Origin of the sequence: Flavihumibacter profundi (assembly GCF_020076305.1) — a bacterium.
Taxonomy (GTDB): domain Bacteria; phylum Bacteroidota; class Bacteroidia; order Chitinophagales; family Chitinophagaceae; genus Flavihumibacter; species Flavihumibacter profundi.
Genome location: NZ_JAIQXE010000001.1, coordinates 1,967,086 through 1,980,518 on the forward strand (window position 1 = coordinate 1,967,086; position 13,433 = coordinate 1,980,518).

Here is a 13,433-nt window from a genome sequence, read left to right on the forward strand (position 1 = left end):
GTATCAGTTAATACCGTCAACCACCATTGTTTTATCAATCTTGGCTACCAGGCCTTGTAAAACTTTACCTGGTCCCACTTCTGTAAAACGGGACGCTCCATCTTTAATCATGGACTGAACGCTTTGTGTCCACCGGACAGCACCAGTCAATTGGTTGATCAGGTTTTCCTTGATCTCATCTTTATCGAGTACAGCCCTGGCCACTACGTTTTGGTAAACGGCACAGGTGGGTTGCTGAAATTTTGTTGCTTCAATTGCGGTTCTCAGTTCTTCACGTGCTGGTTGCATAAGTGGGGAATGGAAAGCACCACCAACTGGCAATACCAACGCCCTTTTTGCACCTGCAGCTTTCATTTGTTCACAGGCAATCTCAATACCTTTTACAGATCCGCTGATTACCAGCTGGCCCGGACAATTATAATTTGCAGGAACAACTACTTCGCCCGTTTCTGCATATACTTTCGCACAAATCTCTTCAACTTTTGCATCATCCAATGCCAGCACCGCGGCCATGGTTGAAGGTTGCAATTCACAGGCTTTTTGCATGGCATTGGCCCTTAAAGAAACCAGCCTCAGTGCATCTTCGAAACTCAAAGTACCATTTGCAACCAGGGCAGAAAACTCACCCAGGGAGTGCCCTGCCACCATATCCGGACGATTCTGTTCGATACTGCGGTATGCAATAACGGAATGCAGGAAAACTGCAGGTTGTGTAACATTGGTTTTGCGCAGGTCTTCTTCACTTCCACCGAACATGATATCAGAAATACGGAATTTTAATAGTTCATTGGCCTGCTCAAAAAGTTTCTTCGCAAAAGCGCTATTATTATAATGCTCTTTCCCCATACCCGGGAATTGGGAACCCTGACCAGGAAAAACATAAGCATGCTTCATAAATGGACTATTAATGATGGGCAAAAATAAAAAAGTTTGGCAGGCTTCCAACCGATCTGCCAAACCATTCTGAAAATAGTTCCCAATTATGTGCAGTTAACTAAGCTTTGACGTAATAAGCTTGGTGAACTCACTACGTGTTTCCGCCTTTTCAAATTCACCCCAAAAAGCCGAAGTTGTGGTTACTGAATTTTGTTTTTGCACCCCACGCATCATCATACAAAGGTGTTTGGCTTCAATTACCACCGCTACACCAATAGGGTTCAGTGATTCTTTAATAGCATTAAGGATTTGTGTGGTAAGCCGCTCCTGCACCTGCAGGCGCCTGCTGTACACATCCACTACCCGGGCAATTTTGCTAAGGCCGGTAATATGTCCGTTGGGTATATAGGCGATATGTGCCTTTCCGAAAAATGGCAGCATATGGTGTTCGCACATACTGTATAATTCAATATCTTTTACAATAATCATCTCGCTCACCTGTTCAGTGAATTTCGCCGAATCCAGGATGGCTTTTGCATCCATCTGGTAGCCTTGGGTAAGGTATTGCATAGCTTTCGCCAATCTTTCCGGTGTTTTTTGCAGCCCTTCCCTATCCGGATCCTCTCCTAGCAAGGATAAAGACTTGCGGTAACTTTCCATCAAACCAGAAGTAATATCTTCTTCATACTGTTCAACCTTGTGATATGCCATTATTTTTCTTTTAAATCTTCAGCAGTTAAATTTCTGATCCATTATATTCAACAAAATTCCTTTCTGTTTCGTACAACCGAACCATCAGCTTCTGGGCAGGGTCAATATGGGGTCGCAGCAATTCGTAAATCACTATAGCGATATTTTCAGCGGTTGGGTTTACTGACCTGAATTCTTTTGTATCGAGGTTAAGGTTCCTGTGATCAAACCTGTTGAGTACCTCACGGGTAATAATATCTGACAATACTTTCATGTCAATCACAAAACCAGTAACAGGATTTGGCTCACCAACCACTTTCACCACCAAATCATAATTATGCCCATGGTAATTGGGATAACTGCATTTCCCGAAAACTGCAAAATTCTGCGCATCGTCCCAATCAGGGTTATGCAGCCTGTGGGCAGCATTAAAATGTTCTTTTCTAAAGACAGCTACTTTTTTTCCCATAATTTTTTATTACCGGGTGCTAAATTTTTCCGGAAGTGTGCCGGGCAACTTGTTTAGCGTCGCGTGCAATGAAGACTAACAAGCCTGAAAGTGTATTGTTTAAAAAAATAATTTTCCTTCTGGCAAAAGGCTAATTTACAATATCTCCCCGATTTGAACGGATTTGCGACATTTGCCCATAAACCTCAAGGCATGCATTGTTTATTGGTCGCTTCAACCGCTGCAGAAATAACCCCATTTACAGAACACCTGGCCGGTACAGAAAAGCTCGACCATATCGATTTTGATATAGATATCCTGATTACAGGGGTTGGCAGTAATGCTGCAACCTACAACCTAACCAGGTACCTTCAGGTAAAACGCCCGGATTTGGTCATCCAGGCCGGGGTAGCAGGATGTTTTTCTGCTAAAACCAATCTTGGGACAGTTTTCGCGGTAACCCATGATGTATTTGCTGACCAGGGAGTACAGGAAAAATCGGGGTTCAGGGATATTTTCGACCTCAAACTGGCTTCTCCCAATGAGTTACCCTACAAAAAAGGGGTATTGGCTAATCCTTATGGAAGCATGGTTAAAAGAACCAGGTTAAAAAAAGCGCGGGCGGTGACCGTTAATGAAATCACAACCCAAAAGAAAAAGTCGGCATATTATATAGAAAAATACCGGGCCGAAGTTGAATCAATGGAGGGAGCCTCCCTGCATTTTGTTTGCCTCCAGGAGGAAATTACTTTCCTGCAGATCCGCTGTATCTCCAATCTTGTTGGCGAAAGAAATAAAAAGAAATGGAACCTTCCCCTTGCCATCGAAAATCTGAACAAGGAACTGATCCGGTTGTTAGAATCCCTTTAATCCTTTACCATGACAATTTCCCTGGGCTTTTCTCCATGTCCGAACGACACTTTTATTTTTGATGCGCTCGTAAATGGCCTTATTGATAAGGACCCCCTGGAGTTTACGCTTGCCCTGGAAGATGTGCAAACTCTGAACGAATGGGCTATTGCAGGGAAGCTGGATTGTACTAAAATAAGTTATGGGGTATTGCCTCTTGTTCAAGACAATTACCGACTATTGGAGTCAGGGGGTGCACTTGGAACGGGAGTTGGGCCTTTGCTCATTGCCAGGCAGCCTGTGCCTTTGGAAGAAATCCCGCATTTGCGTATAGCCATTCCCGGTAAAAATACCACAGCCCATCTTTTGTTTTCAATGGCATTCCCCGATGCGAGAAAAAAGGAATTTCTGGTCTTTCATGATATTGAACAGGCTGTCCTCGATGGCCGGGCAGATGCAGGGGTAATCATCCATGAAAACAGGTTTACATATGCCCAAAAAGGGCTCCATAAATTAATCGACCTGGGCGAGTACTGGGAACAGCAATTGAATTGTCCCATTCCACTCGGAGGTATTGTGGCCCGGAAAACACTGCCTGCCGAAACCATTCGGCAATTAGACCGGCTCATCGCAGAAAGTATCCGGTTCAGCTGGAAACAATATCCGAGGCTATCTGATTTTATCCGCAAACATGCCCAGGAAATGAGTGAGGAAGTGATGCGCCAGCATATCAATTTATATGTGAACGAATATTCCCAGGCCTTAGGCCCCAACGGACATAAAGCAGTAGAACAACTACTGGTTACATACAAAAAACTACAAGGCTGATTTACCTTTCAAAGCAATACTGTATTGTTCAAGGCAACGCTTGCGTGCAAACTCGTGGTCAACAATGGGTATGGGATAATTGAAACTGTCCAGTTCAGGCACCCATTTTCGGATATATTCGCCCTGCGGGTCAAATTTTTTAGCTTGCAAATATGGATTGAATATCCTGAAATAAGGTGCGGCGTCACAGCCACTTCCCGAAGCCCATTGCCATCCTCCATTATTAGCGGCAAAATCATAATCAAGTAATTTTTTTGCGAAATAGGCCTCGCCCCATCTCCAGTCGATCAGTAAATGCTTGGTCAAAAAAGAAGCAACGATCATGCGTACCCTATTGTGCATATAACCGGTCGCGTTCAGTTCCCGCATCCCTGCATCTACAATCGGGTAGCCCGTGCGGCCTTCACGCCAGGCGGTAAATTCGGCTTCATTATTACGCCAGGAAATTAAATCGTATTCAGCCCTGAATGCCTTACCCCTCGACACTTGCGGAAAATTCCAGAGGACCATCTGGTAAAATTCCCGCCAGATCAGTTCATTCAAATATGTATCATTCAATTCGCGCGCCCTGGCGACAAGGTGCCTGATGCTTATTGTACCAAACCGCAAATGAACGCCTAACCTGGAAGTCCCTTCAATGGCCGGAAAATCGCGTTGCTCTGAATATTTCCTTGCCATTTCTGTTTTGAGCATTTTGCCAGGGAAAGGTTGATCCAAAGGTTCAAAACCCATCGATGCCAGCGTTGGCAATGGTTTCCGGGCTTGTTGTAAAAATGCTGTATAGTGTTTTTGTACAGGAAACTGCGCAAAATCCTGGGGCTGCAGGGCTGCTTTCCAGCGTCGGCTATAGGGAGTAAAAACTGCATAGGGCTTACCACCCTCCTTTACCACTTCAGTTTTTTCAAAGATTACCTGGTCTTTATAATGATGAAAAGTGGTGCCATGCTGTTGTAACAATTTTTCAACGGCAATATCACGGTCTTGTGCATATGCTTCGTAATCATGGTTAGTAAAAACCTGCTGTACGGAATAGTCTTTGAGCAATTCTTTAAACATGGCCGTGGGTTCACCATACCGGACATCAAGAGTGCTACCCAGGGTTACCAGCTTTTCCTGCATCTCTTCCAGGGCCTGGTGAATGAATTCTACACGTCGGTCTTTTCTATCTTCCAGGTCATCCAAAATATTCTTGTCAAAAATAAAAACGGGCAAAACAGGAAGGCCGCTGCGTAATGCATGGTAAAGGGCTGCATTGTCGGTTAGCCGGAGATCGCGGCGAAACCACATTATGGCAATAGGTGTATGAGGCATCCGGGAATTTAAGGTAGAGAACAAAATGACCAGCTATTGGTTCAGCAGACTTTCAACCAGCTAAAAAAAGTGGCCGGATAAATTGTTCATACAATGAGCGGGTAAATTCCTTACCCAGTCTCTTTTCGTTCAAACTACCAACCCACCGGATACCATAGGTAGAATTTGTGAGAAATATTTCATCTGCAGACAATAATGTATCGGAAGTTAAAGCCCCATCAATAAAAGGAATATTATTTTCAGCCATTTTATCCAGCAGGTACCTCCGCATTATACCGGCAACAGGTCCTTCTGGCAGGGATGGCGTTATAATTTTACCATCTGTCACAGCAAAAATATTGGCAATTGTGGTATCACAAATCCGGCCATTGGTATTCAACAGTATGGCGTCGTTCCATTTCTGGTGCTTGGCTTCCAGGGCACCCATTATGTAAGGCAGGTAATTATTGGTTTTACAATTGGCCAAAATGTCTGCTGCTTTTTGGGCTTTGCCATGAATGCCTATTACCAGGCCATTCTCATTCCAATGGTGATTTGCTTCAGGTAATGCCCAGGTTTGGATTACATGATGGGGATAATGGTTTTCGGGATCATGCAATCCGCCGTTGCCGCGGAATACCATCAACCGCACCCGGCCAAGATGGGCGTGCCCATTTCTATGGGCCAGCTGCAAAATTTTATCGAGCAGGTAGCCGGGTGTAAAATAACCCGGACAATCAAATTCCAGAAGGCGCAGTGCCGCAAACATTCTTTCCATATGCCATTCCCCCAACTGGAGCTGGTCGCGGTTAACTTTCATGGTTTCAAATATGCCATCACCATACCGCAAGCCGCGGCTACCGGCACCAACAATTAATTTATCATCGCGGTAGAACTGGCCATCATGAAAAAGTAAATGGGACATGGTTTAGAATGTTTCAATCCTAAACCTACAACAGATTTACTTTCCCCGCCCACTTAACTATAAACGGAGTTGATTTTGCTTTATCAGCTGGCGGGTAATTACGCCTATAACAACCAAAATTAATCCGGCCAGCAAGACCGGAATAACCGGAAAGAGCATCAGCTGCAGCTTTACAGAAGCAGCTGATCCGAAATTTGAAGTATTTATTTGCATGGAATAAGGTTATGCCAGCAAACCTACTAATTTCATGTTATCCAAATATGAAGAAAACCATCCTTTCATACCCGTATTTTTCCCCTTGCTACTTAGTAGTATCCAAATCAGTCTTTAAATTTCTTCTTTAGCTCTGCCAGCTTGGACTGGAAGGGATTATTGGCCACTGGCTGGGGCTTTTTTTCAGGTTGCCTGTAGCTAGCCGATTCCTTTCTTTGGGGGGCCGCTTCCCTTTTCCCAACAGCCGGCTCTTTTTTCAGGTGCTCTTTCATGGATAACCCTATCCTTTTCCGGGCGATATCGACTTCAGTAACAGTCACAGTTACCTTTTGCTGCAGTTTCACCACCTCGGCAGGATCACTGACATAAGTATTGCTTAACTGGGAAATATGCACCAACCCGTCTTGCTTTACGCCGATATCCACAAAAACCCCAAACTTGGTGATATTGGTAATAATTCCCGGAACCACCTGCCCCACTTTAAGGTCTTCCATAGTCTTAATAGTTTCATCAAAGCGGAATTCCTCAATTGGTGCCCTGGGATCGCGGCCCGGTTTTTCCAGTTCTTTCAAAATATCATCAATCGTGAATTCACCCACAGTTTCACTGATATATTTCTTCTTATTGATTTGGCGGCGCAATTCTGGTTGCTTAACGAGGTCTGCAACAGAACAACCTAAATCTTTGGCCATATCTTCCACAACATGGTAAGCTTCGGGGTGAACGGCACTATTGTCCAGTGGATTAGCGGCGTCGCGTATACGTAAAAATCCTGCGCATTGCTCGAACGTTTTTGGCCCCATCAGGCTCACTTTCCTTACTTCATCCCTGGTATGGAAAGCCCCGTTTTTTGCCCTGTACTCCACAATATTTTTCGCCAGTGTTGCACTTAATCCGGATACATACATCAACAAATGTTTACTGGCCGTATTAAGGTCTACACCCACATGGTTTACGCAACTCTCCACCACTTTGTCGAGACTCTCTTTAAGGCGGGGCTGGTTTACATCATGCTGGTATTGTCCGACACCGATAGATTTCGCATCGATCTTTACCAGTTCACTCAGCGGATCCAGCAAACGGCGGCCAATACTAACGGCACCACGAACGGTAACATCATAATCAGGGAATTCCTCACGGGCAACATCAGACGCTGAGTATATTGAAGCGCCACTTTCATTTACCTGGAAAACGCTGATGGGTTTCCCGAAATCAATACTGCGCACCAATGTTTCTGTTTCCCGGCCGGCGGTACCATTTCCAATGCCTATTGCTTCAATATCGTAACGATCTGCCAGTTGCTTCAGGGTGCTTACACTACCCTGCCAGTCATTTTGCGGCGGATGTGGATAGATGGCGGTATTATACACAAGGTTGCCCTGCGCATCAAGGCAAACCAGCTTGCAACCGGTCCTGAATCCCGGGTCCAAAGCAAGCACCCGCTTTGTTCCCAGCGGAGAAGCCAATAGTAATTGCCGCAGGTTTTCTGCAAATACCCGGATAGCTTCTTCGTCAGCAGCCGTCTTACTACTCATCCTGAATTCATTCTCAATAGATGGTTTGAGCAGTCGGTCGAAACTGTCGGCGATTGCTTGCTTTACTTCAGCCGCTGCAACGGATGCAGGCTTAACAAAAATTCTTTCCAACGCATCTACACCTTCTGATTTATCGATATTGATATCCATTATCAAAAACCCTTCCTTCTCGCCGCGGCGTATGGCAAGGATGCGGTGAGACGGACAATGCGAAAGAGGCTCGCTGAATTCAAAATAATCGCGGTATTTCTGGGCATCTGCTTCTTCCTTTTTAGAATTCAATATGCGGGAAGCCAGTATAGCTGAATCCTGGAATTGTTTACGGATACTATTCCGGGCCTGCTCATTTTCAGCAATCCATTCTGCAATAATATCCCTTGCACCCTGTAAAGCTTCCTTCTCATCTTTCACCTCCTCCGTTATGTATGCAGCAGCAGCTGCCTGCGGATCGTCCTGGCCCTGTTCGAAAATCAATTTCGCCAGGGGCTCCAGGCCTTTTTCCATAGCCTGAGTGGCGCGGGTTTTCCGCTTAGGTTTGTAGGGCAGGTAAATATCTTCAAGTGCGGTTGCATCCATACAGCCTTCAACCCTTGCCTTCAACTCTTCCGTTAATTTTCCCAGTCCTTCAATTGTCTTCAGGATTGTCTCTTTTCGTTTATCCAGTTCCGTGAAATATTTTACTTCTTCTACTATATTATTGATGGCAACTTCATCGAGATTGCCTGTCGCTTCCTTCCGGTACCTCGACATAAAAGGTACTGTTGCTCCTTCTGCCTGTAGTTCATATACATTATTGACCTGCTTTACGAATAAGGATAATTTTTGCGCGATGATATTAATATACTTCGGTTCCATTTGCTTCTTTTTCAGGATGGCAAATGTAGGGAAAAGATGGTGAGCGATAAACGGTAAGTCGTAAGCGGATTACCCCTTTTTGCTCACCGCTTACTGCTCACCCAAAATCATCCCCAGTATCCTGTTTACTTCGGCTGCCCGGTTCATCACCATCAAATGCCCGCCACCCTTAATGATATGTGTCGGATGAACAAATCTTACAGGCAGGAGCTTATCCGACGAACCATGAATATGGTAAAATTTACCATGTGTTTCAGGTCCATCCCAGGTTAAAATGGCACCTAGTGCCCACCGAATAAAATGAGGATCAGTTTCGGAAATGATTTTCCTTAACAGTTCCTTGTCGTCCCGGGATTCTGTAGTGAATAACCTTTTAGCAAGGGATGCATTTTTAAACAAGCTGATGGGTATGATATTCTGGAGTTTTAATGGTGCAAGTATTTTAAAATATGGCGGAAGATTTTTCGGGGATGGCAAACTGGAAATGAGGATTGTTTTCGCCGGTTTAAATAACCGGCTGATTTCAGCTGCAAGCATCCCACCAAAAGATAAACCCACCATGACATAAGGCTCAGCAGTATTTATTGAATTTGCCAATCTTTGCGCATAATGTGGCAGGCTTTCTTCTTTGGCAGGTTCAAGCCAATCGATGTTCACCATTTCATAACCTCCTGGCAATTCAATGTTTTTGAACACACGCTTATCTGCCCCGAGCCCGGGTATAAAATACACTTTCATTGCACTCTTTCTTAAGCTTACCTTTGCCGCCAATAATGGCATTTATGGATATCAAAAACAACATCCTGGAAACGATAGGCAATACGCCTCTGATCAGGTTGAATAAAATTACGAAAGACATTCCGGGCACTATCCTGGCCAAGGTAGATTATTTTAACCCTGGTAACTCTATTAAAGACCGGATGGCGTTGAAGATGGTAGAAGTGGCTGAAAAAGAAGGCAAGCTAAAACCTGGCGGCACCATCATTGAGTGTACCAGTGGAAATACCGGAATGGGATTGGCCCTTGCCGCTATTGTGAAAGGGTACAAATGTATTTTCACCACTACGGACAAACAAAGTAAGGAAAAAATGGATATCCTCAAAGCTGTTGGTGCAGAGGTGATTGTTTGTCCCACGAATGTTGAACCCGATGACCCGCGCTCTTATTATTCCATTGCCCGCCGGCTCGCTAAAGAAATTCCGAATTCCTTTCATGCCAACCAATATGATAACCTGGCTAACCGGCTGGCGCATTATGAAACCACCGGCCCTGAACTATGGCACCAAACAGACGGTACTATTACACACCTTGTTTGTACGGCAGGAACTGGTGGTACTGTAACCGGCACTGCACAATACCTGAAAGAGAAAAACCCGGATATCCAGGTCTGGGCGATAGACGTTTACGGGTCATTGCTCACAAAATACTTCCGCACGGGCATAATTGATATGAATGAAGTCCATCCTTACGTATCTGAAGGTTTCGGTGAAGACTTTGTACCCGAAAACTACGACATGAGCGTGATTGATCATTTTGAACAGGTTACTGATAAAGATGGCGCCATCGTTGCACGGAGGCTCGCCAAGGAGGAGGGACTGTTCTGTGGTTATAGTGCCGGCAGTTGTTTGCAGGGTTTACTGCAGTTGAAAGAAAGGTTAAAACCAAGTGACGTAGTAGTTTGCATATTTCATGACCATGGGAGCCGCTATGTCGGAAAAATCTATAATGACCAATGGATGCAGGAAAGGGGTTTCCTGGATGTGAAGACATTTAAGGATATCGTAAGCGGTAGGGGTAAAAGCCAGAAGCTGATCAGTATTGAACCTACACACACCGTAGCAGAAGCGGTTGAACTAATGCGGAAATACGATATTGAACATATACCGGTTATATATAGCGACCAGATCCTTGGCTCAATAAGCGAAAACGGATTGTTCGGAAAAGTCTTTTCAAATCCGGATATCAAGCAGGCCGCGGTTCAGTCTGTATTGGAACCAGCCTTCCCGATTGTTGATTTCCAGACCCCGGTGGAGAAGCTCAGTACATTGATTAACAAGGAGAATGGAGCAGTTTTAAGCAAAGATGAAGTAGGGAATTTTCATATATTAACGAAGTACGACGTTTTACAGGCACTTGGCAAGTAAAGCGCTGAAATCACTAAAATGCAATCCGGGTAAGGCTTTCAGGCCACCCGGTTTTTTTGTGCGCCGGCATTTCGCGTAAAACTACGTTAGCGATTGGCGTATACTCACGTTTGTGTATTTGTACTTATTACGATTTCAGGGGTAAATACCGAAGTGTTAAAATTGAGCAAATGCGCTCTAGGCCAACAATTAAAGCGCCCCTACATTTGTATCAGAAGTTGATTGATAGTATTTCAATCGTATCCAATATCCAGAGAAACCGAATCCAGAAAAATCCAAAAGTCCAGAAATCCAAAATCGAATTCAATACCTAAGAAAAAAACCAGGAGAAAATCCAATATCAGTCAACTTCCTTTTTTATTCCTAAATCCTAAGAAAAAACCAAACTGTAGAAATCAGCATCCAATCCATTGAAAAACCGAACGCGAAAACCCATGAAACCAGAGCCAAAACCAATGTCCAGTAACCGAGCGTCCAAATCTCAGTAAGTTTAGAATTGGTTTCATGTATCCAATGTTCCGGTGAAAAAACCGACCAAGTCCTTTAAAACCACTTATCCAATCCTGGCGAATGCCATGAGATGAATCCGGTACCCTCCTGCCCTGCTGCTCGTCCAAGCTAGTAAGGCAGGGGGCCGAAAGTGGTCTCTTCTCCTTCCCTTTTACCTCCTTATTTTGCAGAAAATTTCCTGATGTCGCTGTTTACCGATCAAACCGGCAGGACTATTGATTTACCCGCTGTTCCCCGGCGGATTATTTCCTTGGTGCCTTCCCAAACAGAATATTTATATAACCTGGGACTTACAGATGAAGTAATCGGGATTACCAATTTCTGCATTCATCCAAATAGCTGGCGGAGCAGTAAAAAACGGATTGGCGGGACAAAAAACATCCATCTTGAGGAAATCCTGGCCCTGCGACCCGACCTGGTGATCGCCAATAAAGAAGAAAATGTAAAGGAGCAGGTAATGGCCCTGGCCGAAAAGTTACCGGTATGGGTTAGTGACGTGGCAGATTTGGACAGCGCCCTTGAAATGATGGCTGTTATAGGGCAAATGACCGGAAAGGAAATTGCGGGTGCAGGTATTTGCAGGGAAATCGTGTCAGGATTCGCACAATTAGCCAAATCTGCGCCAATCGCTCCTTTGCGTACTGCTTACCTTATCTGGAAAGATCCATATATGACTGTAGGCGGCGATACTTTTATCCATGATATGCTAACGCGTTGCGGATGCATAAATATATTCGCGTACGCGTCCCGTTATCCTGCCACCACCCTGGAGCAAATCCGCTATTCAGGCTTGCAATTAATACTGCTGTCTTCTGAGCCTTATCCATTTGGCCAAAAACATATCGCAGAGATTCAGGCAGAACTACCGGAAACCCAAATCCTGCTTGTCAATGGTGAATATTTTAGCTGGTATGGAAGCCGGCTGACCGGTGCGGCTGCATATTTCCAAAGGCTAATGAAGCAATTTCAAAAACCCTGGTAAAATCCGGGGCTTTTTCAACCTGCTATTTGACTCCGAAGCAGGCCTGTGTATTGTTTTTTCCCGTATTTTCCCTTAAATGTTAGCGAAATACTTCCATAATGATCAATCCCAGGGCGAAAGTGTAAAGCCTTCCCGCAAAAAACCGATGTTCCCGGTTGGGGAACAACTTCGTGCCTTCCTGAAATTACATGGTCGTGAGGTAAAACTACCTGTAGCTTACCGTGACCTGCAAAGATTCATCTACTCGGTTCCGCATAAAGACAAAGAAGGAAAGGATACCTTATGGGAAACCGTGGTGTATGATAAACGGGAGTGGGACTATATCCGCGAAGGGCTGGTGCGTATTTACGCCATCCTGAAAACGGAGGGTGACATGAGTTTCAGCAAGCACCTGGATGTATCCCGGATCGATTATTGCGCTTTCGGGAACTCACAACCTTTCCGCATCCGGATCGTCAATAAGTTCAACGATAATTACGACCATTATTATATAAAGATTGCCGATGCCTCCAGGATATACGGATTGGAACTGGAACATATGCTTTCACCCAACCGGATTACCTTCTTCACCAGCCACCAGACCCTTGTGGAGGAACATATTCCCGGTATTCCCGGTGACACCTTCATTAATCAATACCTGGACCGGTCCGATACCAATAAAATAAGGCTGGCCAAGGAATTTGTGAAATTCAATGAGCGCTGTTTTGTTCGCCTGCTGGGTGATATGCGCAGTTACAATTTTGTGGTAGATATCACCCCAGATATAGAAGACTTTCAATACCGTATCAGGGCAATTGATTTCGACCAGCAGTCCTATGAAGGCAGAAAAAATTTATACCTGCCCCAGTTTTTTAAGGAAAACAATCCTTTGGTAGATATGGTCCTTAAATACCTGAACAAAGACTCCATAGAACAATACCAGAGCGAAGAGAGGACGATGATGACCTTCCGGCTGGTAACGGCACGGTATCGTATGAAGGAAATTTTGGATATCATGGGACAGGATAAAATTTCAACCCCTGAGAAAATTTACCAGCTGGGACAGGAACTGAGTGATTTCCATGGCGGCAAACCCAACCTTTTAAAATGCCATTCAATGGGTCAGCTGGTGAAAGAACACCTCAAAGTGTGCCTGCGGAAAAACCTGCTGCTTATACCCCGGATCCAGGGAAGAACCGGGGATTAATACCCCGATTTAACCAAAATGCGGCCTATTACTGGCAGGTTCCTTATATTAGCGTTCTTTTTTACGATTGTATTTGCCTGTAGTGATTCTTAAAACCAACTA

General features: G+C 44.6%; 12 protein-coding genes. 5 read left to right on the forward strand and 7 right to left on the reverse strand.

Translation table 11 applies throughout. From position 1 onward, the window contains the following. Positions 1-3 precede the first annotated feature (3 nt). The 3 genes from fabD to LAQ65_RS08480 form a co-directional block, all read right to left on the reverse strand. Positions 4-894 (reverse strand): ACP S-malonyltransferase, encoded by an 891-nt coding sequence (fabD, locus tag LAQ65_RS08470; RefSeq protein WP_224116518.1) that lies wholly within the window; start codon positions 892-894, stop codon positions 4-6. A gap of 96 nt (positions 895-990) precedes the next feature. Beyond that, on the reverse strand, positions 991-1,587 hold the full coding sequence (gene folE, locus LAQ65_RS08475; RefSeq protein WP_224116519.1) for a GTP cyclohydrolase I FolE: 597 nt from the start codon (positions 1,585-1,587) through the stop codon (positions 991-993). Positions 1,588-1,612: 25 nt separating this feature from the next. Beyond that, complete coding sequence (locus LAQ65_RS08480; RefSeq protein ID WP_224116520.1) at positions 1,613-2,035, reverse strand: 6-pyruvoyl trahydropterin synthase family protein; 423 nt, start codon at positions 2,033-2,035, stop codon at positions 1,613-1,615. A 192-nt stretch (positions 2,036-2,227) separates the two neighbouring features. Here LAQ65_RS08480 and mqnB point away from each other — a divergent pair, with 192 nt between their 5' ends. Then, entirely contained in the window at positions 2,228-2,884 is a 657-nt protein-coding gene (gene mqnB / locus LAQ65_RS08485; protein WP_224116521.1) for a futalosine hydrolase, read from the forward strand. Positions 2,885-2,893: 9 nt separating this feature from the next. After that, positions 2,894-3,691, forward strand: a complete 798-nt coding sequence (locus LAQ65_RS08490; protein ID WP_224116522.1) for a 1,4-dihydroxy-6-naphthoate synthase — start codon at positions 2,894-2,896, stop codon at positions 3,689-3,691. Here LAQ65_RS08490 and LAQ65_RS08495 read toward each other — a convergent pair. The 4 genes from LAQ65_RS08495 to LAQ65_RS08510 form a co-directional block, all read right to left on the reverse strand. Next, on the reverse strand, positions 3,680-5,002 hold the full coding sequence (locus LAQ65_RS08495) for a cryptochrome/photolyase family protein (RefSeq protein ID WP_224116523.1): 1,323 nt from the start codon (positions 5,000-5,002) through the stop codon (positions 3,680-3,682). The two genes, LAQ65_RS08490 and LAQ65_RS08495, sit on opposite strands and share 12 nt — an antisense overlap. A 52-nt stretch (positions 5,003-5,054) precedes the next feature. After that, positions 5,055-5,906, reverse strand: a complete 852-nt coding sequence (locus LAQ65_RS08500; protein ID WP_224116524.1) for an aminotransferase class IV — start codon at positions 5,904-5,906, stop codon at positions 5,055-5,057. A gap of 320 nt (positions 5,907-6,226) precedes the next feature. After that, complete coding sequence (locus tag LAQ65_RS08505; protein WP_224116525.1) at positions 6,227-8,509, reverse strand: Tex family protein; 2,283 nt, start codon at positions 8,507-8,509, stop codon at positions 6,227-6,229. 90 nt (positions 8,510-8,599) lie between these two features. Then, positions 8,600-9,247 carry an alpha/beta hydrolase gene (locus LAQ65_RS08510; RefSeq protein ID WP_224116526.1) on the reverse strand — a complete coding sequence of 216 codons (648 nt, stop codon included), beginning with the start codon at positions 9,245-9,247 and terminating at the stop codon, positions 8,600-8,602. A 44-nt stretch (positions 9,248-9,291) separates the two neighbouring features. On the opposite strand from LAQ65_RS08510, the gene LAQ65_RS08515 reads away from it, so the two are divergent. From LAQ65_RS08515 to LAQ65_RS08525, 3 genes are all read left to right on the forward strand, one after another. Continuing rightward, the gene (locus LAQ65_RS08515) at positions 9,292-10,653 is read left to right on the forward strand and encodes a pyridoxal-phosphate dependent enzyme (protein WP_224116527.1); all 1,362 of its coding nucleotides are present in this window, start codon (positions 9,292-9,294) and stop codon (positions 10,651-10,653) included. A 691-nt stretch (positions 10,654-11,344) separates the two neighbouring features. Beyond that, positions 11,345-12,145: a helical backbone metal receptor gene (locus tag LAQ65_RS08520; protein WP_224116528.1), complete on the forward strand. Its 801-nt coding sequence runs from the start codon at positions 11,345-11,347 to the stop codon at positions 12,143-12,145. Positions 12,146-12,221: 76 nt separating this feature from the next. After that, on the forward strand, positions 12,222-13,331 hold the full coding sequence (locus tag LAQ65_RS08525) for a hypothetical protein (protein WP_224116529.1): 1,110 nt from the start codon (positions 12,222-12,224) through the stop codon (positions 13,329-13,331). The last annotated feature ends 102 nt before the right edge of the window (positions 13,332-13,433 follow it).